Source organism: Paenibacillus sp. FSL R10-2748 (genome assembly GCF_038005565.1).
GTDB lineage: Bacteria > Bacillota > Bacilli > Paenibacillales > Paenibacillaceae > Paenibacillus > Paenibacillus polymyxa_B.
Genome location: NZ_JBBOTK010000005.1, coordinates 37,416 through 59,676, shown reverse-complemented (window position 1 = coordinate 59,676; position 22,261 = coordinate 37,416). Strand labels below are relative to the sequence as shown.

General features: G+C 47.9%; 19 protein-coding genes and 1 riboswitch. Of the genes, 11 read left to right on the top strand and 8 right to left on the bottom strand.

The genetic code is table 11. The features are described 5' to 3' along the window. Positions 1-270: 270 nt before the first annotated feature. Both NSS66_RS16365 and NSS66_RS16360 read right to left on the bottom strand, forming a co-directional pair. Positions 271-2,373, bottom strand: a complete 2,103-nt coding sequence (locus tag NSS66_RS16365) for a bifunctional 2',3'-cyclic-nucleotide 2'-phosphodiesterase/3'-nucleotidase (protein ID WP_071559424.1) — start codon at positions 2,371-2,373, stop codon at positions 271-273. 221 nt (positions 2,374-2,594) lie between these two features. Continuing rightward, positions 2,595-3,029: a pyridoxamine 5'-phosphate oxidase family protein gene (locus NSS66_RS16360; protein WP_071559425.1), complete on the bottom strand. Its 435-nt coding sequence runs from the start codon at positions 3,027-3,029 to the stop codon at positions 2,595-2,597. Positions 3,030-3,299: 270 nt separating this feature from the next. Beyond that, positions 3,300-3,409, top strand: a riboswitch (TPP riboswitch). Positions 3,410-3,600: 191 nt separating this feature from the next. Between NSS66_RS16360 and NSS66_RS16355 the strand changes: the two genes are divergently transcribed. The 5 genes from NSS66_RS16355 to NSS66_RS16335 all read left to right on the top strand — a co-directional run bounded on the left by NSS66_RS16355 (position 3,601) and on the right by NSS66_RS16335 (position 8,003). Then, complete coding sequence (locus tag NSS66_RS16355; RefSeq protein WP_071559426.1) at positions 3,601-4,644, top strand: ABC transporter substrate-binding protein; 1,044 nt, start codon at positions 3,601-3,603, stop codon at positions 4,642-4,644. 432 nt (positions 4,645-5,076) lie between these two features. Then, a complete protein-coding gene (locus NSS66_RS16350) occupies positions 5,077-5,370 on the top strand; it encodes an MTH1187 family thiamine-binding protein (protein WP_016818835.1) in 294 nt (97 codons plus the stop codon). Beyond that, a complete protein-coding gene (locus tag NSS66_RS16345) occupies positions 5,367-6,143 on the top strand; it encodes an ABC transporter permease (protein ID WP_023986702.1) in 777 nt (258 codons plus the stop codon). The genes NSS66_RS16350 and NSS66_RS16345 overlap by 4 nt, the downstream gene beginning before the upstream one ends. Positions 6,144-6,187: 44 nt before the next feature. Continuing rightward, the gene (locus NSS66_RS16340; RefSeq protein ID WP_053326524.1) at positions 6,188-7,138 is read left to right on the top strand and encodes an ABC transporter ATP-binding protein; all 951 of its coding nucleotides are present in this window, start codon (positions 6,188-6,190) and stop codon (positions 7,136-7,138) included. Continuing rightward, entirely contained in the window at positions 7,131-8,003 is an 873-nt protein-coding gene (locus NSS66_RS16335; RefSeq protein ID WP_071559428.1) for a TatD family hydrolase, read from the top strand. Before NSS66_RS16340 ends, NSS66_RS16335 begins: the two co-directional genes overlap by 8 nt. 182 nt (positions 8,004-8,185) lie before the next feature. Here NSS66_RS16335 and nfsA read toward each other — a convergent pair whose 3' ends face one another. The 5 genes from nfsA to NSS66_RS16310 all read right to left on the bottom strand — a co-directional run bounded on the left by nfsA (position 8,186) and on the right by NSS66_RS16310 (position 13,739). Then, entirely contained in the window at positions 8,186-8,929 is a 744-nt protein-coding gene (gene nfsA, locus NSS66_RS16330) for an oxygen-insensitive NADPH nitroreductase (RefSeq protein WP_279835085.1), read from the bottom strand. Positions 8,930-9,214: 285 nt separating this feature from the next. Next, a complete protein-coding gene (locus NSS66_RS16325; RefSeq protein ID WP_340959384.1) occupies positions 9,215-11,671 on the bottom strand; it encodes a heavy metal translocating P-type ATPase in 2,457 nt (818 codons plus the stop codon). Between the two features lie 112 nt (positions 11,672-11,783). Then, positions 11,784-11,984, bottom strand: coding sequence for a copper ion binding protein (locus NSS66_RS16320; RefSeq protein ID WP_013308457.1), 201 nt, complete (start codon positions 11,982-11,984; stop codon positions 11,784-11,786). Between the two features lie 58 nt (positions 11,985-12,042). Then, positions 12,043-12,393 carry a metal-sensitive transcriptional regulator gene (locus tag NSS66_RS16315; protein ID WP_013308456.1) on the bottom strand — a complete coding sequence of 117 codons (351 nt, stop codon included), beginning with the start codon at positions 12,391-12,393 and terminating at the stop codon, positions 12,043-12,045. 116 nt (positions 12,394-12,509) lie between these two features. Continuing rightward, positions 12,510-13,739, bottom strand: coding sequence for a multidrug effflux MFS transporter (locus tag NSS66_RS16310; protein WP_338533151.1), 1,230 nt, complete (start codon positions 13,737-13,739; stop codon positions 12,510-12,512). Positions 13,740-13,941: 202 nt separating this feature from the next. Here NSS66_RS16310 and NSS66_RS16305 point away from each other — a divergent pair, with 202 nt between their 5' ends. From NSS66_RS16305 to NSS66_RS16285, 5 genes are all read left to right on the top strand, one after another. Then, positions 13,942-14,535 (top strand): DUF5317 domain-containing protein, encoded by a 594-nt coding sequence (locus tag NSS66_RS16305; RefSeq protein ID WP_025723384.1) that lies wholly within the window; start codon positions 13,942-13,944, stop codon positions 14,533-14,535. Between the two features lie 282 nt (positions 14,536-14,817). Then, the gene (locus NSS66_RS16300; protein ID WP_081365925.1) at positions 14,818-16,668 is read left to right on the top strand and encodes a bifunctional diguanylate cyclase/phosphohydrolase; all 1,851 of its coding nucleotides are present in this window, start codon (positions 14,818-14,820) and stop codon (positions 16,666-16,668) included. A gap of 254 nt (positions 16,669-16,922) precedes the next feature. Beyond that, complete coding sequence (locus NSS66_RS16295; RefSeq protein ID WP_340959381.1) at positions 16,923-18,641, top strand: copper resistance CopC/CopD family protein; 1,719 nt, start codon at positions 16,923-16,925, stop codon at positions 18,639-18,641. A 31-nt stretch (positions 18,642-18,672) separates the two neighbouring features. Beyond that, positions 18,673-19,416, top strand: a complete 744-nt coding sequence (locus NSS66_RS16290; protein WP_340959379.1) for a YcnI family copper-binding membrane protein — start codon at positions 18,673-18,675, stop codon at positions 19,414-19,416. Between the two features lie 237 nt (positions 19,417-19,653). Then, entirely contained in the window at positions 19,654-20,901 is a 1,248-nt protein-coding gene (locus tag NSS66_RS16285; RefSeq protein ID WP_053324480.1) for a stalk domain-containing protein, read from the top strand. A gap of 98 nt (positions 20,902-20,999) precedes the next feature. Here NSS66_RS16285 and NSS66_RS16280 read toward each other — a convergent pair whose 3' ends face one another. Next, positions 21,000-21,383, bottom strand: coding sequence for a winged helix-turn-helix transcriptional regulator (locus tag NSS66_RS16280; RefSeq protein ID WP_023986690.1), 384 nt, complete (start codon positions 21,381-21,383; stop codon positions 21,000-21,002). Between the two features lie 189 nt (positions 21,384-21,572). Between NSS66_RS16280 and NSS66_RS16275 the strand changes: the two genes are divergently transcribed. Then, entirely contained in the window at positions 21,573-22,247 is a 675-nt protein-coding gene (locus NSS66_RS16275; RefSeq protein ID WP_028541224.1) for an NAD(P)H-dependent oxidoreductase, read from the top strand. Positions 22,248-22,261: the final 14 nt, after the last annotated feature.

Genomic DNA, 22,261 nt, shown 5'->3' with positions numbered 1-22,261 from the left:
TCCTCCTCGGAACAATTTTCCGGTTTTTTCACCATTATATCACAAATAACTAGAACAAAAGCACTATATAATTACGTGTTTTTACAAAAAAGTAGCTTATTCTTAACGACAACTTAGGACTTAAGTACATATTCGACAAAAATCAGAAAACTTTTTGCAATCATGATAAATTCGGGGCTGTTGTTTTTGGCATCAAAAAAAGCAGCAAATCTCTTGGTTAAAGAGACTTGCTGCTTCATTCTGATATTGAGTGGAAACTAAAATCCGAAGTTATTTGGACGCCTTCGGCTTCGTTGTTTTAGCTGGTTTAACAGCTGCAGGTTTGGTCGTTTTAACAGCTGGTTTTGCTGTTGCTTTCGCGGGAGCCACAGCTTCCTTTACAGGAGTGGTTGCTGCACTAGGCTTAGCGCCAGCTTTTAAGCTGTATTTGGCAAAGCCGTCTGCCGCGCTGCTCAAGTATGAAATTTGTTGATTTCCTGCCAGCACGTCTTTGGCATCAGGAGAGGACTCGAAAGTAACCTTTGCCTGACCAAAAGGAGCAATAGACCAATTGCCGTCCGCCGATGGATTAATCGTTCCGTTCGTACGGATATAGTCAATAATGACCTGGCGACTTTCATCCGGTGCTGCCATCACAATTCGTTTGCCATCTGGGTTAGCCAGTTTGGATGAGGAAGCACGATAGTTATTGGTAGCTACGATAAATTTCTGCGCAGGATCAATAGCCTTCCCATTGTATTGCAGATCCTTGATACGATGAGCTGAAGAATCAATAATAGTTCCCTTGGCATCATATCGTGCAGGCTGAGTTACATCAATCTGGTAATTCACACCGTCAATGACATCAAAATTGTAGGTTGGGAAATCTTTGTTGATCAGCGATTGCTCCTCAGTTTGCTTTGGATCAATGCGGTTGAACTGACCTGCAGACCACTCCAGCCATTCCTGAATTTCAGCACCGGTCACTTCTACAGCATGAACCGTGTTCGGATACACATACAGGTCGGACACGTTTTTAATCGCTATCGTACCTTCAGGAATGTTGGTGTAATACTCGGCTCCGTTTCGACCACCGGCCTTGAATGGAGCGCCTGCCGACAATACGGGAAGATTTTCGTATTCGGTCCCTTTAAGATGGTTTTGAACATACCATTTCTGTGCATTCGTCACAATTTGAATGGAAGGGTCATCCTGCACTAATGCAAAATAACTGTTAATCGGTGCAGTCGTTGTTCCAACAGGTTGGCGAACATAATCCAGCGTTCCTTGATGCTCTTCCTTGATCGAATCTGTCAGTTTGTAGTCAGGAGTAAACTGCACAGCCTGGTTAGTGGTACTCACAACCGGACGTACTTCAGACTGAGAGTTAGTTACGTTCCACTCGCGGTTTCTCTTTTCCAGGCTCAGGTCAATAATACCCAGATCCTTGCCCCATGAGGAAGCTTCCACAGCCGGTACGCCGTTAATGGTTCCTTTATCTAGATCTACACCCTTCATTTCTTTAAAATCAGGGCCGGGGAAAGATTTATGAGCATGCCCAAACAGAATAGCGTTAATTCCGTCCACCTGGCTTAAATATTTAACGGCATTCTCCATCATTGGCGTTTGCGGCACATCCTCATAACCTGTGTGCGCAAGCACGACAATAATGTCAGCACCTTCCGTCTTCATTTGAGGAATAAACTTTTTCGCCGTTTCCACAATATCCTTCGTAACGACTTTATCCTTCAAATTGGCTTCATCCCACTGCATAATTTGTGGTGTGACCAAACCGATGACGCCCACTCTAAGGATGTGCTCTTGGCCCTTCTCGTCCGTTACCGTTTTATCAAGAATTCGATAAGGGGTAAAATAATTTTTAGTAGCTTGCCCCCCCTTGTCAACATAAACATTCGCATTTACGTAAGGAAAATCGGCTCCCTTGAGCGATTTCTCCAGAAAATCGAGACCGTAGTTGAATTCGTGGTTACCCACTGTCGCCGCATCATAGCCCATCAAGTTCATCATCTTGTAGACTGGATGGACACCGCCTTCTTTTTCATAGGTTTTGTTTCTGGCCATATAATCGCCTAATGGATTGCCCTGTAACAAATCACCGTTATCGAACAGCATGCTGTTTCTTGTTTCACTACGCGCCTGTTGGATCAAACCAGCTGTGCTAATCAAGCCATATTCGTTGGTTTCTTTGTCTGAATAGTAATCATAGTTCATCAGCGACGCATGAATATCCGTTGTTTCCATGATCCGCAAATTCACCGTAGCGCTATCGCGAGAATCGCTAGCTGCCCAGGATGGAGCGGCCGAAAACACCAGCATGCTACAAGCCACAACTGCTGCTGTAAACCCTTTAAACCAATTTTTACGAAATAACAAAATATACCCCTCCTCATTAAGGTGTATGCCTCATATACATACTTTTGCACATATATGTAAGCCATGAACCCACCATTTCTATTTTAATCCAACGCCAGATAAAAGAGTAGTCATTTACTTAAATTATTTATGAAAAAATAATTAATTTTCTCAAAAAATAAAAAGCCAGCAAACCTCCTAAAAAACTCGGAGATTCACCGGCTTATCCATTTATATTCGTATTACTTCTTCCAAACCTGGCGCTCAGATTGCTGACCCACATACTCAATGCGTGTCGGATTCACGTCCAGAATGACATAATCGGGATCATCCGGTCCGGAAAACCATTCCTTCAAGGAATCGTTCCACACTTGTTTGCGCAGCCCCTCATCAGCTGTGATCTGGACGGTAGCCTCCACTTCTACGACTTCCTTCGTACCGCCAACTTCATAACCCAGCAGCAGATAAGCATTCGGATTGTCCTTTAGCTCCTCTACTTTATGCGTTTTGCGATCTGTCGCCAGATGAATGTTCATTCCATCGTTAAAAAGGGCCATATAGCGTACTTTCGGTTTGCCACCCTCTACCGTACCTAACGAGCAAAATTTGTTGTTATCCAAAGCCTTCACAATGGCTTGTTCCAGTTGGTTGCGATCCAATGTTTCCGTTTTACCCACAGTACAACAACTCCTTTTCACGAATTAGAATTCTCTACGGCCACGCCATTGGGCACCAGCCCATCTGAACCTACTTGCGTAGCTGTTCTGAAAATAACATGACCGGATCGAATCGAATTGATTCATGCTCATTTTCAGATCAAAGCTCACAGTAAAAGTGTACCCTGTCGTTCGGCAAATGAACCGTCACCTCTCCCTTCATGCTGGACAGACCCGCATTCAAGGCATATAATCGTCGTAGTAAACCCGAATAAATGAACCCATTAAACCATACAATGCCAGGGGTGCTGGAATCGGCCGGCTGAGAGTGTGTCCCAAGACACTGACCCTTACAACCTGATCTGGGTAATGCCAGCGTAGGAATGCTTAAGCAAGATGTGCCTTTTTTACATAGGACCATCCCTTACTTTGGTATATACAAGCGCAAGCGTCCCGGAAACTCGGGGCGCTTTTTTTGTTGAAGATTAAGTTGTTGGAAAGATCGCATCCGGCAGATGTTATTTTTAGAAAATGGGTAACTTAAGCTGTCTGATTGGACGGATAACGGGTAATTAAAGGAGAGAACACAACGATGAAGCGCATGAAAATATTAAGCCTGGGACTGATCAGTCTGTGGCTCATGGCCCTGACCCTGACCGCTTGCGGTGGAAGTCCCCCCACATCCCAAGAAGCGGCTCCCGCTACCGACACTCAAACGTCTACTCCGGCAAAGGGGCTCAAAGATGTTAAAGTCGTGCTCGACTGGACACCCAATACGAATCATACGGGACTCTATGTCGCTAAGGACAAAGGATTTTACGAAAAAGCGGGTTTGAATGTCCAAATTGTTCAACCTGGTTCAGGCGGAGCTGATCAAATGGTTGCTTCTAATGCTGCACCTTTTGGTATCAGCTACCAAGAAGGCGTCACACAGGCTCGTACGCAAGGCGTGCCGCTTGTATCCATCGCTGCGGTGATTCAGCATAATACCTCAGGCTTCGCAGCCCCGGTAGATCGTGGAATTAAGAGCCCGAAAGATTTTGAAGGTAAAAAATACGGCGGTTGGGGCTCTCCCGTAGAAGAAGCGGTCATGAAATCCATCATGGATTCAGACAAAGGCGATGTGAGCAAAGTGAAGATCATCAACATGGGCAATGCAGACTATTTTACAGCCGTGAAGCGGGATATCGACTTTGCCTGGATTTTCTACGCATGGACCGGAATCGAGGCCCAGCTTCGAGGTGAGCCATTGGATATGCTGTATGTAAAAGATTATTCCAAAAGCCTCGATTACTATACACCTGTAATTGTGAGCAACGAACAGACAATAAAAAATGATCCCGAGCTGGTCAAAGCGTTCATGGACGCTACCGCACAAGGCTATGAATACACTATCGCTCATCCGGAAGAAGCCGCAGACATCTTAAGCAAAGCTGTACCGGAGCTGGATAAAAAACTGGTACTTGCCAGCCAAAAATGGCTAAGCCCGCGTTATCAGGACGATGCCGCGCAATGGGGTGTGCAAAAAGCGGAGGTATGGCAAAACTATTCGGACTGGATGTACGAACGCAAGCTGCTCAGCAAGCCTTTGGAAGTCGATAAAGCCTTCACAAACGGTTTCCTGCCCAAGCGTTGATCATTTGTTAAAACGCTAAATAAGACTGATCTAGAGAAGTGAACAAAGCGCCACTACGCAGTCGGATGGTGCTTCCCATCGCTGCTGTACCCAGATTTCTTTTATGAATATCCAGAGGTTGAAATCTGGGTACAAAGGCGAACGCTAACGCTTGTACAGCACCATTCCGCCCACTTCGTTCTCGTTCTACTTGGTTTATTCTTTAGCTTTTCATATTATCTAAGCGCTAAGTAGGTGCGCTTGTGTGTTAAAAATGCCACACAAACCAGCTTTAAAAATAGGGTGCTTTTAAGGCGGTTGGCAGCGTAGTGGTTCATTTGAATCTGGAGAAGCGAAGCGATCGTAAGATCAAATGAACCGCGAAGCGGTCTCCCCGCCTTAAACCACCATATTTTTTTAATAACACTCCAAATAAAGGACAGGTGAATTTGCATGGCTAACACACTGCTCAGTATTCAAGTAATCCCTAAAACTCCTAATAACGAGGACTCTTACCCGTATGTAGATAAGGCGATTGAGGTCATTCAGCGCTCCGGTGTCAAACATCAGGTGAATCCATTGGATACGACCATGGAGGGCGAGCTCGACGAGTTGCTGAAAGTGGTTAAAGAAATGCACGAAGCTTTGACGGAAGCGGGCAGTCCCAGCGTCATTTCACAGATCAAAATCGCACATAACCCACAAGGCATCAGCATGAACAAGCTGACCGAGAAATATCGCCCATGAATCCGAAAGGCAAGAACGCATCCTGGTGGAAAAGCGTATGGCCGCCCTTTGTGGCGGTCCTCTTCTTTTTAGCGGCCTGGCAGGGGGCGGTTTCCTATTTGCATGTTGAATCCTGGCTGCTGCCTGCTCCATCCCTCATCGTACAAGAGGGCATAGCCCAGACAGCGCTGCTTGGTGCCCATACATGGGCTACGATTCGTCTGACACTTGCGGGATTCGCGATAGGGACAGCAACGGGACTGTTGATCGCCATCGTTCTTCATACGATTCCTTTTCTCAAATCCGCCCTGTATCCGCTGCTTATCCTGAGCCAAAACATTCCAATCATCGCCCTGGGACCGCTGCTCATGGTGTGGTTTGGTTTTGGGGTGCTGCCCAAGCTGATGGTCATTACCCTAGTATGCTTTTTTCCTGTGGCTGTAGCTGCCATGGACGGGCTGACTCGAACAGACCGTACGATGATGAACTATATGCGGATGTCGGGTGCAAGCCGCATGGCTATTTTTATGAAGCTGGAGCTGCCACATTCCCTGCCGCAAGTCTTTTCTGGCGTTAAAATTGCTGCTACCTATAGTGTGATGGGTGCGATCATTGCGGAATGGATCGGAGCTAGTGAAGGAATTGGATATTATATGCTGCTGCAAAAATCGGCCTATCGCACGGACCTCATTTTTGCCGCCATCGGCATTATTGTTGCACTCAGCTTACTCATGTTTGTGGTTATTTTACTACTGGAGAAATGGCTGGTTCGCTGGAAACCCGATCGAGAGTAGCTTCCTCCTTGAATTACATACAGCAAAGAAAGGACGTGGCGCGTATGAGTCTGCATCCGACTGACTTATCATCATACAACGTGGCTAATGAACAACGAACCGGGGAACAGCAGAGTCCTTCAACCGCTCCTCCTGCTTTGGAATTGGACGGGATCAGCCTCGCCTTCCGCGAAAAGCGAAGCCTACTGCCCGTACTGCAGGATGTATCCCTCACAGTCAAGCCAGGAGAATTCGTTTCCCTCATTGGTCCGTCAGGCAGCGGCAAAAGCACGCTGTTTCACATCATCGGCGGGCTACTCAAACCACAGCAGGGACGTATCCGTATGCACGGACGGGACATGACTGGTGAACGTGGGCATATCAGCTATATGCCGCAGCAGCCCGCCCTTTTCCCGTGGCGTACCACGCTGGACAACGTACTGCTTGGGCAGGAAAATGCTCCACGTAAAAATACAGCAGTACCCCCTCAGTACGCCAGTGAACGCGAGCGTCGCAAAGAAGCCTTGCAATGGCTCGAACAGGTTGGACTTGGTAAATTCGCCAAGGCGTATCCACATACGCTGTCTGGTGGAATGCAACAGCGCGCAGCCTTTCTTCGCGCACTGCTCAGCCCACAGGAATTAATGCTGCTGGATGAGCCGTTCAGCGCACTCGATGCGCTGACACGTGCAGACATGCAGCAATGGTTATTACGGATGTGGGAAAAGAACCGCCGTTCTGTGCTGTTTATTACCCACAGCATTGAAGAAGCGTTGCTGCTCTCCGACCGCATCTATGTGCTGTCGGCGCGACCTGCTTCAGTGGTGCATGTCGTAGATGTCCCTTTTCCCCGCCCGCGTAGGGAAGAAATCACCCTCGATCCGCTCTTTATTGAATGGAAGCGGACCATGACCAGCTGGATGCGCGAGGAAAAACATAAACTGGACGGCGACATGGACAATGCTCAGAGCGTCCACAAGAATATCCCGGAAGATGGATTGAATCGACATGAGTGACGTAAAAGTTCGATGTGCATTGAAATGGAACAGCCAAACAAAGCCAGGCTTGGATTTGACCGCAATTGGACCCGCTCCATTGATCGACGCGCATATTCATGTAGACAGCTACCCGCCCGAACAACAGGAATTATTGCTCGCTTCACTTGCCAATAGCAGCGTCCAAGCCGTGATAGCCGTGTCGATGCATCTGGGCTCCAGCCGAGCCAATCTGCAGTTAGCCAAGCGTTACCCCGGGCTGGTACGACCAGCCTTTGGCTTTCATCCCGAACAGGCTCTTCCACCGCAAGCTGAGCTTGAACTCTTGTTCAACTGGATGGACGAACATGTACAGCAGATGGTCGCCGTGGGTGAAGTCGGCTTGCCCTATTACAATCGGCTGGAAGCCTCACAGAGCGGTTCACCTTTTGACCTCGCTCCCTACATAGTGCTATTGGAGCGCTTTATCCAGTTTGCAAGCAAGCATAACAAGCCCATTGTCCTGCACGCCGTTTATGAGGACGCAGACATCGCCTGTGACCTTTTGGAACGTCATGGCGTCACACAGGCGCATTTTCACTGGTTCAAGGGCTCTGCCGCCACGACCGAACGTATGGCCCGGAACGGCTATTATGTCTCCTTCACACCGGATCTCCTGTACGAAGAAGAGATCCGCAGTTTGGCAAGACAGTATCCGTCTGATCAGATCATGGCAGAGACAGATGGTCCTTGGCCGTTCGAGGGACCTTTTACTGGACAAGAGACACATCCCCGGATGACTGCCGACGTCATTCGTGCGTACAGCAAGCTGACCCATCAAGATGAATCTGCCGTCCGTCAATTATTTTATGAAAATACGAGACGCTTTTACTCACTATCTGATTGATAAAGGCATACCAGCTATTTACTGACTGGAAGGTTTACAACCACAACATGCAGCCAAAGCAAAGAACCTCCTTATTTACGCGGGACTTCATCATGCGTAAATAAGGAGGTTCTTGTATTTTCAAACGTATATAGCTCAAATACTACTTGTATTTTGCAGAGTTTTTTGTCGCCACTCAGCTTTTATTGCTTCAAGAAACCCTTCTGTTCCAAAAATGGCTTCAACTGCAAGCGCGCTGGCTCGGTCAGTCTCGCAGCCATTTGCTCAGACCATGGCGTAGAGCGTTGACCGCCTGTACGTTCCTTCAAATATTCCGCTGATTTGTGATCGTATACCTCTACAGCTTTCATCGTCTGATTTTTGTCGTAACCGTTCATATGCAAAACACCGGACAGTGGAAGACGTGGACGCAAGCCCGTTTCCTGATCCGGTACACCAATACACATACCGAACACTGGATACACCAGCTCTGGCAACCCTAACAACTCAGATACCTCTGCTATTTTAGTACGAATGCCGCCGATGTAGACGATGCCCAGGCCCAGTGATTCAGCGGCTACCGCTGCATTTTGTGCGGCTAACGCGGCATCAATGGTCGCAACCGTATAATTTTCAACGGAACCTTCATAGGAAGGCTGACCTGGCTGATGGTGTAGTGTGACCTGCTTCAGACGGTACAGATCTGCGCACCATACCAGAAACGCGGGGCATTGCTCAACGTAAGCCTGTCCTCCTGCCAACTCGGCCAGTTTTGTTTTTAAAGAAGGCTCGGTAACGGCAATAACGGTATATGCCTGCACATTACTGGACGAGGAAGCCATTTGGCCAGCTGCCACAATAGCTGCGAGCTGCTCGTCGGTAATGGGGTCTGACTTGAATTTTCGCACAGACCGGTGGTTCATCAACAAGGAAATCGTATCATTCATGACTGCTTCACTCCTAATCCATAATATAAGCTCTTTATCTACTTCAAGCTGTGAGTATACGAAGAAGTTCTTGCATGCTTGCTTGGCACTCCTACAAATATTATGGAACTTTCGCGAATGATAAGCAACCTGACGTGATGAAAGTTGAATGGTTTAAAAAAACAAACGCAACAAAAAGCAAGCACGCAGAAAACCAATTGTGCGTACTTGCTCTATACTCTGATAATAACTTTATCTCGCAACAGATGTCCGACAGTACGCTATCCTGCTAATACATCCATACATTTACAGCTTCACCCGTTGGAGACGCAGTGCATTCAGCACGACCGAAACAGAGCTAAATGCCATGGCTGCTCCCGCCAACCATGGGGCAAGGAAGCCCAAAGCGGCAATCGGAATACCGATCACGTTATAACCGAGCGCCCAAAACAGATTTTGCCGTATGTTTGTCATGGTCCGGCGGCTCATTTCGATCGCATCAGGAATGCTGTTCAGGTTGCCACGCATGAGGGTAATATCCGCCGCCTCCATGGCCACATCCGTTCCCGTGCCCATCGCCATCCCAATATTAGCAGTAGCCAGCGCAGGCGCATCGTTAATACCATCCCCAACCATAGCTACGATCATGCCCTGCTCCTGAAGCCGTTTCACTTCTTCAGCCTTTCCTTCAGGCAGCACCTCCGCCAGCACTCGTTCAATTCCAGCCTCGGCGGCAACAGCCCGCGCAGTCCGTTCATTGTCACCCGTAATCATGATCACTTCAATGTTCATCGCGCGCAGACGGGTAACTGCCTCCCGTGACGTTTCTTTAATCGTATCCGCCACGGCCACCAATCCAGCATAGGCACCATCCACAGCAACAAGCATCGCGGTTTTCCCTGCGCTTTCCAGCTCATTCATATGCTGCTCAGCTGAGTCATCTATCGCGATGCCTTCCCTGCTCATCAATCGGCGTGTACCCGCCAATACCTGCTTACCTTCCACATGCGCCTTCACACCATAACCCGGAATATTTTCAAAATCTGTCGGTCCTACTAGCTCAATGCCTCGATCTGCAATCCCCTTTACAATGGCTTCCGCCAGCGGATGCTCCGAGCTTTTTTCTGCCGCACCGAGCAAACGCAGCAAATCCTTTTCAGCCAAGCCGCTTGCTCCAACCATAACATCCGTCAGCTCTGGCTTGCCATTCGTAACTGTACCTGTCTTATCCAATACCACTGCGTTGACTGAACGGGTCATCTCCAAATGCTCGCCGCCCTTGAACAGAATACCGTATTCAGCGGCACGTCCCGATCCTGCCATAATGGACGTTGGAGTAGCCAATCCGAGCGCACAAGGGCAAGCAATGACGAGAACTGCAATCATTTTCTCCAGTGAGCCTGCAAAATCAGTCGGCGTCACAAGGAAAAACCAGACGATAAAGGCCAACACAGCGATAACAACAACAATGGGGACAAAAATACCGGAAATCTGATCCGCAATCCGCTGAATCGGAGCCTTGGAGTTTTGCGCATCTTCCACGACCTTAATAATACGGGCCAACGCCGTATCACCACCCACACGCTCAGCCTGGATACGTAGTACCCCGTTTTTATTGAGCGTCGCCCCTGTAACTGCGGAACCTGCTTCTTTTTCAACCGGAAGACTCTCACCACTTAACATAGATTCGTCCACTGCCGAACGTCCGTCCACGACCACACCATCGACAGGAATTTTCTCGCCAGGTCGTACAATAAAGATATCCTTCACACGTACCTGTTCGATTGGTATATCAAGCTCTTGTTCATCACGTACTACACGTGCCGTCGTTGCCTGTAGACTCATCAGGCTCTTGATCGCCTCGGACGAACGCCCTTTGGCTACCGCTTCGAACCATTTACCAACCAAAATAAGCGTAATTAGCACCGCGCTTGTCTCGTAATACAGCTCTGGCATGGTCATGACAGGCATTCCCGCCATTCCCTCCATGACATCAGACGGACGCAGAGTAAGGTACAAGCTGTAAAAATAAGCCGCAGATGTACCCAGTGCAACTAACACATCCATATTCGAACTGCCGTTACGAAGCGCTTTGTACGCGCCCACATAAAACTGCCAACCAATGACGAACTGAATCGGCGTTGTCAGCACTAGTTGGAACCATGGATTCAAGAACAGTTCTGGCACATAAATCCATGATGTAAAGGAAAAATGAGCCACCATTGCCCACAACAACGGAAATGACAGCACTGCAGACACAATCCACTTCCATTTTTTACGATGGATATCCTTACTGCGCACATCCGCAATATTGTCCTCAGCGCTCTGCGGAATCGCTCCGTAGCCTAGCTGTTCAATCTTGCTCACCAGATCACCAACCGCAATACTCCCCGCTGCATATTCCACATGAGCTGTTTCCATCGCCAAATTTACCGTGGCACCTGTTACACCAGGCATCCGATTCAATCCCTTTTCAATCCGGGTTGCACAGGCCGCGCAAGTCATGCCCGTCACATTCAGATTGGCTTCTTCACTTACAGTTCCAAACCCAAGAGAAGCAATTTTATCGCGAAACTCAGGGATCTCCACCTGCTTGGGATCATAGGATATCGACGCCTGCTCCAAAGCCAAATTCACATTAGCCTGTGCCACACCATCTATTCGATTTAAACCTTTCTCAATACGGCTTGCGCAAGCGGCACAGGACATCCCCGTAATATGAAGCGTTGTCTGCTTGTCACCGTCGGTCGCACGGTTTTCCATGATAACCCTCCTCCTATACCCCAGTGGGGTATATCATATCCAAAAAGAAAAAGCTTCTAATATGGAAGCTTCTCCTTCGAAACAAGTCTGTCACACATAAAGCATCTTCAGCTTAAACAACGTCATAGCCTTGGTCTTCAATGGCTGTTTTCAGAGCTTCAACGTTCAGCTTGGACTCGTCATACTCTACATTCACTTGTTTCGTTTCGAGGCTGACCTTGCCGGTAGCGCCAACTTTCTCCAAAGCCCCTTCTACTGCTTTCACGCAATGATTGCAGCTCATGCCTTCTACGTTCAATGTAACTTGTGCCATTTTCTTTTCCTCCTCAGGGGGTACTTTATGCACCCGATTATGTGTATGGGTATTACTTTTAGCGGATTAGCTTCTTGACCGTAACCAGCAGCTCGTCAATCACTTCCTGCTCTCCTGCCTGCATGCGCTCAATGACACAGCTTTTCATATGCCCTTCCAGCAGCAGCTTGCCGACACCATTCAGCGCGGACTGGACAGCCGCAATCTGGTTCAGTACATCGTCACAGTAGGTATCCTTCTCAATCAAACCCTTAATTCCGCGAACCTGACCTTCAATACGGTTCAACCGGGATACGAGGCTGTTCTTGAACTCTGCCGAATGATGACTTTTTCTAACTGTCTTTTCCCCGTCTGTTCCACAGTGATTCTCATGGACTTCAGTGTGGGAAACAGGTTGCTCCTCAGCCATACATCAGCCTCCTGTGTGGTGTATATATGCATTTATGCATTTGTTATATCCTTATCATAATATACCCCCATGGGGTATGTCAACATTCTAGAAAAATGTCACTTTTTCGCCCTATTTTAAGCCTTCGCGCGTGCTTCCTTAGCAAGTACGACAAAGCTTAATAGCGCTCCAACCTCGGCTATAGCTATAACGACCGCCATCGGTACGGGGGTTGTTCCACTCCCCAAGCCTACTAGCGGTGAAGCGATGGAGCCAAGTAATAGAGGCAACAAACCAAGCATGGCGGACGCACTGCCTGCGGAGCGCTGCTGACTCTGCATTGCCAATGAAGTCGTCGTTGTACTCACAATCCCTACGCAGGAAACGACAAAAAACAGAGGAACTAAAACAGCAAACAATTGGCCTCCGGTAAAGGCTACAGTAAGCAAGCTAATTCCGGCTACAGCCGCAATTACCAGACCCGACAAGAGTAACTGTCGTTCGCTGAAGCGACCCACGAGTCTACCCGTCAACTGCGAAAACAGTACAATCCCCAAACCATTCACTGCAAAAATGATGCTATACGTCTGAGGAGAAACCCCGAAAATATCCTGAAGCACGAATGGTGAGCCAGCGATATACGCGAACATCGCTCCTGTAATCAGCGCCTGTGAGAAGGCATAGCCCATAAAGCGTCGATCGGCAAACAAGTGACCGAGTGTTCCTAGCGTCTGCTTCAAGCCACCGGATGAGCGGCGGTTAGTTGGCAACGTTTCTGGCAAACCCAATACGACGGCAATCAGCATAGCCACGCCGACTACACAAAGCACCATGAATACACCACGCCAGGAAACAAAGTTCAAAATGACACCGCCCAGTACTGGTGCAGCGATGGGTGCCACGCCGTTCACCAGCATAAGTAGTGAGAAAAAACGTGTCAACTCTTTGCCCGAATATAGATCACGGGCTACAGCTCTGGAAATCACGATCCCCGCCGACCCCGTAAGCCCTTGAATAAAGCGAAGCACAATGAGCATACCGATATTCGGCGCAAACACACAGAACAGCGAAGCAGCAGCGTACAGAATGAGCGAGATCACCAGCGGTCCTCTGCGACCCCTTACGTCGCTAAGCGGACCAGCAACGATCTGGCCAACGGCCAGTCCCAACAGACAGGCGGTTAAACTAAGCTGCGCCAGCGAAGTGGTCGTATGCAAATTGTCGGCTAATGTAGGCAGCGACGGCAAATACATATCTATGGACAACGGCCCGAAAGCACTCAATGCACCCAGGACAAAGGCGATCCATAATATTCGCGATTTGGTCATATCTGCGGCAACCATAACAGTATTGGATAACCGGTTCATAATAATAATCATCCTTTTCAAAAAAATATAAATAATTACTTCAATGTATCATGATATCACTCATTTCGTCTGGCTTCGAATAATTACACGCTAATCCGCAATTTTTTTTCAAAACTGCTATATATCAGGCAGGAATTTACCAATTTCAGGTCGAATTATACGGTAACCAAAACAAAAAATTTGTGGAATCTGGAGAATGATAATGGTCTATGATGGAGTGCTACTAGGTCTCATTGTAGGTCTGTTCAGAGGAGGCTGGCGGCAAGGTCTGATCCGTTTCAGTCAAATTCGCCTTATAGCCGGCTGGATGTTCCCCGTGCTGCTGCTGGTACAATTCATTATTTTTTATTTCCAGGAAAAGTGGGCTTGGCTGGCAGCCATTAACGGGTATCTATTTATGGGAGTCTACGTGGTTGGATTGATATTTCTCTGGTTGAACAGACATCATAAGGGATTCAAGCTTATTATAATCGGCGTATTGATGAATTTTATCGTTATGGCGGTGAATGGCGGCAGGATGCCGGTCTCGTTGAGCGCTTCGGAGGTGCTGGGTCCCTATTATACAGATATGCTTAAATCCGGAAGTGTCATCTCGAAACATTACATGATGGATGCGAGCACGCGTCTATCATTGCTTGGTGACATTATTCCTCTCTCCAAGCCCTATCCCCGCACGCAGGTAATTAGTATTGGAGATGTTGTCATGAATTTCGGGATGTTCCTGTTTATCCAAAGCATTATGGTCGTGAAGAGAACTAAGGATAAGCAGCAAGAAACCAATCCCCGCCACGCCTAGTGCACACCTTATTCCAAGGAAGGGAGGGAACCCTATGAAAAACTTGAAATACTCCCGTGTGATTATCAATGCTATTATCGTAGCTTCTGTCATAATTGCTTTGACTTCCGGTTACAAAATCGGGGGCTAGTCACCGATAAGAAAAAAAGGAAGCACAGGCTCAACAAAACAGGCTGGATTCCGGCCTGTTTTTTCATGTGAAATTTTCGATTACAAAATTGTAAATTATCCCATTCACCCCTGGTAGCTTTGACATCAAGATACGACAAGGCAGGAGAAGAAATGATGAGTATAATAAAAAAGCTGCAAGAACGGGTTACCGCGACGGGAATATATGTGTTTTTCATATGTTTGGCAGGCGTGATCGTCCTCCTGTATACGAACCAATGGTCCTTTTTGCACTATACGACAACAGAGTGGGTCACGATCTATTCCCTATTGGGAGCAGTTCTGATTCTGGAGCATTTTACATTCCAGCTACCACCGGCCAGTAACAAGCAGTCCATGGATTCCTCCGTGTATCTGGCTTGTATTTTTGTGCATGGCACCGAAATTGCTATTCTGATTTTGTTGTTAAATGTAATCATTGCCATGTTCCGGCACACAGAGCTGTCCTGGTGGAAGCATACCGTCAATTTTTCCATTTACGCCCTTTCCATTTTCCTGTCTTCAACAGTATTTGAACTAAGCGGCGGAACGCAGGGAGCTTTAAACCAAGATCATTTCGCTTCCTACCTGCTGGCGTTGATTTGCTACTTTGCGGTGAACACCATCACACTGGGCATCTACTTTTATATCGCATACAAAGGGTCCTTCAATGAGCTTAAACAGGCTTTTTTGGCTGAATCCCTGCTCGTATACTTATGTACACTCATTCTGTCTTTGGTATTGACTACACTGATTTATAACAACGGCATTTTAGGACTTTTGCTGTTCCTTGGGCTAAGCATGCTCCTGTCTCACGCATTCAAGCAAATGTTCACGCTGTATCGGGAAATCGAAGAAAAAGCGAACATGGATCGCAGAACAGGGCTATACAATCACAGCTACTTTGAAAATACACTTGAAGCTGAATTGAATATATCCCGATCCGAGAATACTCCTCTCAGTCTGGCGCTGATTGATATTGATGATTTCAAAAAATACAATGATCATTTCGGTCATCTTAAAGGCGATCAGCTACTGGGATTTCTCGGTGAGTTTCTTAAGAAGGAAACCTCCGGCACCCACATCACCGTATCCCGCTACGGTGGAGAAGAATTTACTCTGCTTATGCCCGAGCATACCGCTGAACAAGCATATGAAACAGTCAATGCTATTCGAAAAAGATTAAATGATTCTCGTTATGAGGGTGTTGAAATTTTTCCGCATGGCTGTCTGTCCTTCTCCGCAGGTATTGCACAAAGTCGCATTGACATCTACGACAAGTCACAGCTGGTCGATCTGGCGGATAAAGCCCTGTACTACGCCAAGAAACAGGGCAAAAACATCGTTCATACGCACGGAAGTTTAAATGAAGTGGAGCGCGAGGTCGATCTGGGGCAGGATATTCGCGATCTTGAGCAGCAGCTTAATTTGTTCTTGTACAAGGATATTAACACTTTCAAGCATTCCAAGCGGGTTTTCAGATATGCAGCAGACATGAGCGATGTACTTCAGCTCGGACCGGAGGATAAGCGGCGTTTCATACTAGGTGCCCTCATTCATGACATTGGTAAACTGGAGATTCCCTGGAATATCCTCAATAAAAAAGAGAAACTGTCCGGTGAGGAATGGCAGATGGTGCAAGCGCATGTCATGTGGGGCAAACGTATTGTCGAAGCCAACGAACGATTCATAGATTTGGTTCCTTTTGTGGAGCTGCATCATGAACGTTATGACGGAGGAGGCTATCCGTTTGGCTTTAAGGGCGAGCAAATTCCACGTTTATGTCGGATGCTGACGATCATCGACTCTTTTGACGCGATGACAACCGAGCGCCCCTATCAACCCACCAAAACGTTCGAGGAGGCCATTGAAGAACTACGTGCCTGCTCGGGTAGCCAATTCGATCCCAAACTAACGGCTATTTTTATCCATTATATTCAACATAAGCAATCTGCTTTCACGGATCTCATGGAAACAGGGCTCTAGTTCCTTCATAGGCTCTTCCTCTTTGCCCCTAGCGTGGTTGAAATCGTCCTGAATTCAACCACGCTAGGGGTTTTCATATGATTGGCATTTTGTATAATGCTTATTATTTCAAATTTCATATAAATGTCATAATTCGCTCCATCTATTCACGCTATATGCACTATGATTAAGATAGGAAGGGGTTTGTCCGTATAAAATGTTACAAATGGGGATATCCTCGCTTCAAGTAATCGAGAGAAGGTGACTTCACAGGCATGTTGTACCTGTCCAGACCAGCCCGTGTGGCTTGTCTTTTATTGCTGTGTCTCCCCCTTCTGATCCTGTTTCCTCACTCTTCGTGGGCTCATGCATTTGTCATTGAATCCAGTCCGACCGAAAATCAGGTTTTGGACAAGTCGCCTTCTCAGGTGACCATCACCTTCAATGAAGATTTGCAATCTGCCTTCATGTCGATCAAAGTGACCGACGAAACAGGCAAGCGGGTCGACACAGGAAAAGCACAGCTTGACCCGAATCACAAAGCCACCATGGAAATTCAATTGATTCCAGGGATGAAAAATGGAATTTACTCCGTCAATTGGAGAGCTTTATCCGCAGACGGACATCCGGTTAATGGAGTTATTCCATTCCAAGTGGGCAGTGGTTCCAATGCGCCTACCCATCAAGCTACCGCATCTGAAGGCTCAGGGACATCACGAATCGACTTAATCGCTGTCCGTTGGTTTCTTTACATAGGACTATCGCTGCTTTTTGGAGCGATTTGTTTCCGGCTGTTCATCTTACCGAGCATAAGCCAAGACAAGAATCGAAGTGAACAGCATAAGCAAAATCAGCGGCCCTTTGAAACATTGCCCCGCTGGACTAAGCTGCTATGGAGCGGCTACGGCATAACGTCTGCCGCCATTCTGATCAGCCTGCCACTTCAGGCTTCATGGGATGCCGGGGTTTCCATCAGGGAGGGCTTCTCATTCCCGATTCTGGGAGAAGCTCTCCAGTTTACTGGAGCCGGACAAATTTGGTTTATCCAGATGATTCTCGTGCTACTCCTAAGCGTAACGCTGATTTACGCGCTGGATCACAGCATTTCGAATCGCCAGCGCCGTCTTTGGGGATACAGCTCGGCTCTCCTAACGCTATGCCTCATGCTGTCCAAGGCCTTTGTCGGCCATCCGGCAGCGGCTACGCATCCAGCTCCAGCCATTGCGGCGGACTTCGTCCATCTCGCGGCAGCAGCCTTTTGGATCGGCTCACTTGCCGTCATGGTCGTGTGCCTGCCGGTTGCCGGAGCAGAGTTGCCCGTATCCGAACGGGCAACTCTGCGACAAGCCGCCTTGCGCCGCTTCGCCGGCTGGGGCATTGCGATGGTGGCAGCGTTACTCGCCACCGGTATATATGGAGCCGTGCTGTACATTCCGGCTCCCTCCATGCTGCTGAACACGTCCTATGGACTCGTTCTGCTCGGCAAAGCAGCGCTGCTGCTAGTCATGCTGGTCTTCGCGGCCAGCCAGTTCCGCAGCGCACGGCAAGCGGCGGCGAGTAAGCGAGCCGCTGGGGGATTGCGTGCCGAGTTGTCCGTCGGCCTGCTCGTGATGCTGTTGACCGCGGTGCTCACTCACCTGTCACCCGGCCAGGCACCTGCTGTACCGTTTGAGGAGACTCGCACTACGGGCGAATATAACGTTACACTGGCAGTCAGCCCCAATGCTGTGGGCAGCAATGAATTTAAGGTATCCGTTCAGGATAGCAAGGGTGCTGCCGTTTCGGGAATCCAGCAGGTCACGTTAACGCTCACTCCAGCAGACCCTGACCAAGATCAACAGGAATTTGTTCTGCCCGTAAAGCAACAACAACCATTCCGCAGTCAGGAATTGATGACCTCCGAAGGAACATGGGCGGTAAAAGTACATGCTCTGACGGCATCACTCGATGCGGTTGATGCTGAATTTACCCTGCATGTAGGCGGTAAAAAATAATTATTTTATACTTAAAAGGAGCGAAATGAATATGAATACAACGATTCAAACAGCAAAATCCAGATTTTCCAGGTTTGCAACCTCTGTGGGTCTAATTGCGGCGGGTGCCTTACTTTTTGCAGGCATGGCCAGTGCACATGTGACAGTTAATCCTTCTATTTCACAACCTAATGCATGGGAAACGTACACATTGAAAGTACCCGTGGAAAAAAACATTCCAACCACCAAAGTCGCCTTGAAAATTCCGAAAGAGGTCGTTTTCAAACAATACGAGCCTGTACCGGACTGGAAGGTAGCCACCGAAAAAGACAGCTCTGGCAAAGTAACCACTGTGACCTGGACGACTGAAAAAGACGGCATTCAAGCGGGTCAGTATCAACGTTTCAGCTTTGTAGCGCAAAATGCAGACCAGAATACCGCAGCAGCCTGGGACGCCTTCCAATATTATAGTGACGGAAGTATTGTGGAATGGACAGGCGACGAAGGAAGTAACAACCCTCATTCCATTACCGAAATCACGGCGGAAGCCACGTCCGCAACCCCTGCCGCAGACAGCGGACACGATTCAGCGGGTACGGCAGCAGGCCACGCGAGCACAGATACGACTAAAGATAGCAGCAGTCCCGCACCTGCTTCGAACAATGCTGTAGAAGCTGCCCCTGCTGCTTCTGCTCCTGCCAGCTCTACTGCACAAACGACAGCACTCGTCCTCTCGATCATTGCAGTCGTTCTTGGTGCCGCAGCTGTCGGCATTACACTCAAGCGCCGCAAGTAATCTGGGTTACGAATGAAGTTAAGATCGTTTTAAAAAGAAAAAGCTGACACCTAGTTAAAGGGGTCAGCTTTTTTTGTATGAAAGAAAACGATTAATATTCAGCTTTAATACATACTCAGATTCATCTCATCCTATTATTTCACATTCACCTTTCTATCATTTTTTTGGTAAAATGGTAGATACCTCACGATTCTAACATGATAGCATTGCAATCTATTGAGCATAGGAGATCATAGGATGAAAATCGTAAATAAGGCTCTGTTATCTAGCGCTATTTTCCTGAGTACCGCAGCGGGCATCTATAGCCCCTTGGCACAAGCCGAGACCGGCAAGATCAGCATTATGCTGGACGGATATCCATTACCGTTCCCCGTACAACCTGCCATGATGAACGGCACGACCATGGTTCCCTTTCGCGCTATTTCTGAGGCTCTCGGCATTACAGTGAAATGGGATCAAGCCAGCCAAAGCATCACTGCTACCAAAGCGCAAGGCTCTGCTACCAAACAGGTGGTTCTAAAGATGGGTAGCCGCAATGCCACAGTGGACGGACAAACGGTTCAACTAACAGCCGCTCCGCAAACCGTGCACGGCAGCACCATGATTCCGCTGGGCTTTTTCGGGCAGCAGTTTGGAGCCACGGTGAACTGGAACCAGGGAACACGGACGGTCTCCATTACATCGCCACGTGAAGCTATGTATACAGTAGGCTTCTATGCGCTGTCTTCCTTTGACCAAAAATCCAAAATACCGGATTTTAACGCAGTTGCCTTCGGCTGGAGTCGAATTGATACGAACGGACAATTTACGACAAACGGCAAGGAATACAAATGGCCCCAAGCCGCTGGAACCGTAACGCCGGAGTCCATTGTGCAGGAGGCAGACAGCCAGGGGACTTCCCCTTACCTGATGGTCTATTCCGGAGATGGCAATCACGAACTGACCAAGGTTTTGGAAAATGCGCAGCTTCAAGAACAAACCATTTCCCAAATCGTCAGTACCGCCACCGACAAACAATTTAAAGGCATTACGCTAGATCTGGAAGGATTGGGCTGGAGCGGCGATAAAGCCAAAGCGCGTTCAGACTACAACGCCTTTATTCAAAAGTTATCGGCCAAAGCGCATCAGGCTGGACTCAAGCTCACCGTCGTTCTACATCCGCTGAACAGCTCTTACTCTGGCTATGACTACAAAACGCTGGGCAATCTGGCGGACGATCTGATCATCATGGCCTATGATTACGGACAAAAGGCTACGCCTGAGCCTTTGGATAAAGTGGACGAAGCCATACAACTGGCCTTGAAGGAAACCTCGCGGGACAAGCTCATTTTGGGGATTTCGATGGGTAGTGAAAAAGATAGCACCGTTAACGCCAAGATCGGTTTAGCCAAACGTTATGACCTCAAAGGAATCGCTATCTGGCGCTTGGGCATCATTGGAGAAACGGCCTGGACGCAGATGAACGAAGCCATCGAGTTTAAATAAGTGTACATTTTATCTAAATAACCCAGACCTTATTCCGCCCGCTAATGATTTCTTATGCGTCTTCTATGAAATCATTTGGCGGGCTTTCTTCATGCCCTTTAACAAAAGTGCTTGCCTGATTTGGAAGTTGTCGTCACAGGCTCGCAACCCTGTTCTCCATAGAAGATCCCCCAGTCTCTCATAAAATCCAGCAACGGCCTTAACGTATCTCCCAACGGGGTAAGCGAGTATTCCACACGCGGTGGGTTCTCATTATAAATTTCACGGTGCACAATGCCATCTCTCTCCAGTTCACGCAACTGCAAGGTTAGCATCCGTTGTGTAATATTAGGCAAGGTCCGCCGAATTTCGTTATAGCGCCGCGGTCCTGTCGTCAAATGATACAAGATGACTCCCTTCCATTTTCCGCCTATAACCCCGACGGTTTTCGCTACCGGACATCCAAAATTAACGCTAACTGCATGTTCCATCTCCTGTGCCATGTATACCCCTTCTTTCTGTAGAATGTGTAAACCAATAGCCCCAGACGTATGACAAGGAACAAATATGTGCGTACTTGTTCCCTGCAAAAACTTTCTATATGATAACTATATATTCGATATCAGCTCTCATTATAGTAGCAGAAAACCCATAGAGTACCAACTAAACCCATATCAAAAGGAGTACATTTTATGTCTAATACATCAGCTAAAAAACAGGAAATTCTGGACGCCTTTCTGTTCAGGCACGCCACGAAAGAATTCGATCCCAATCGCATCATACCAGAAGAGGATTTTCAGTTCATTCTCGAAACCGGGCGACTTTCTCCAAGCTCCGTTGGTTTTGAACCATGGCAGTTTGTAGTTGTACAAAATCAGGCATTGAGAGAAAAGCTGGCTGCAGTTTCCAGCGGCGGTCAAAAGCAGATTCCTGCGGCTAGCCACGTCGTCCTGATTTTGGCGCGCAAGGATGTTCGTTATGATTCTCCTTACGTGGAGTATATGTATAAAGAGGTTAAAGGTATGTCTGAGGAGGACTTTGCCTCACTGCCAGGCCGCTATAAGATTTTCCAGGGTGAAAATCAACGCTTACTGGAAAACGAACGTACGTTATTTGACTGGGCTTCCAAGCAAACCTACATTGCCTTAGGCAATATGATGACAGCGGCGGCTCAGATCGGTATTGATTCCTGTCCAATTGAGGGCTTTAACTACGATCAGGTGCATGCCATTTTGGAGGAAGAAGGACTGCTAGAAAACGGGCTGCTCGATATTTCAGTCATTGCTGCCTTCGGTTATCGCGCTCATGAACCCAAGCGGGAAAAATCCAGACAACCACTGGAAAAGGTCACCCGCTGGATTCTGTAATCTAATATCCCGAG

Bases quoted from the DNA above. Each gene is read 5' to 3' on its own strand.
- NSS66_RS16300 (WP_081365925.1), top strand. From the start codon at position 14,818: ATGATGAGTATAATAAAAAAGCTGCAAGAACGGGTTACCGCGACGGGA.
- NSS66_RS16290 (WP_340959379.1), top strand. From the start codon at position 18,673: ATGAATACAACGATTCAAACAGCAAAATCCAGATTTTCCAGGTTTGCA.
- NSS66_RS16295 (WP_340959381.1), top strand. From the start codon at position 16,923: ATGTTGTACCTGTCCAGACCAGCCCGTGTGGCTTGTCTTTTATTGCTG.
- NSS66_RS16340 (WP_053326524.1), top strand. From the start codon at position 6,188: ATGAGTCTGCATCCGACTGACTTATCATCATACAACGTGGCTAATGAA.
- nfsA (WP_279835085.1), bottom strand. From the start codon at position 8,929: ATGAATGATACGATTTCCTTGTTGATGAACCACCGGTCTGTGCGAAAA.
- NSS66_RS16355 (WP_071559426.1), top strand. From the start codon at position 3,601: ATGAAGCGCATGAAAATATTAAGCCTGGGACTGATCAGTCTGTGGCTC.
- NSS66_RS16345 (WP_023986702.1), top strand. From the start codon at position 5,367: ATGAATCCGAAAGGCAAGAACGCATCCTGGTGGAAAAGCGTATGGCCG.
- NSS66_RS16280 (WP_023986690.1), bottom strand. From the start codon at position 21,383: ATGGCACAGGAGATGGAACATGCAGTTAGCGTTAATTTTGGATGTCCG.
- NSS66_RS16335 (WP_071559428.1), top strand. From the start codon at position 7,131: ATGAGTGACGTAAAAGTTCGATGTGCATTGAAATGGAACAGCCAAACA.
- NSS66_RS16285 (WP_053324480.1), top strand. From the start codon at position 19,654: ATGAAAATCGTAAATAAGGCTCTGTTATCTAGCGCTATTTTCCTGAGT.
- NSS66_RS16305 (WP_025723384.1), top strand. From the start codon at position 13,942: ATGGTCTATGATGGAGTGCTACTAGGTCTCATTGTAGGTCTGTTCAGA.
- NSS66_RS16275 (WP_028541224.1), top strand. From the start codon at position 21,573: ATGTCTAATACATCAGCTAAAAAACAGGAAATTCTGGACGCCTTTCTG.
- NSS66_RS16350 (WP_016818835.1), top strand. From the start codon at position 5,077: ATGGCTAACACACTGCTCAGTATTCAAGTAATCCCTAAAACTCCTAAT.
- NSS66_RS16325 (WP_340959384.1), bottom strand. From the start codon at position 11,671: ATGGAAAACCGTGCGACCGACGGTGACAAGCAGACAACGCTTCATATT.
- NSS66_RS16315 (WP_013308456.1), bottom strand. From the start codon at position 12,393: ATGGCTGAGGAGCAACCTGTTTCCCACACTGAAGTCCATGAGAATCAC.
- NSS66_RS16320 (WP_013308457.1), bottom strand. From the start codon at position 11,984: ATGGCACAAGTTACATTGAACGTAGAAGGCATGAGCTGCAATCATTGC.
- NSS66_RS16310 (WP_338533151.1), bottom strand. From the start codon at position 13,739: ATGAACCGGTTATCCAATACTGTTATGGTTGCCGCAGATATGACCAAA.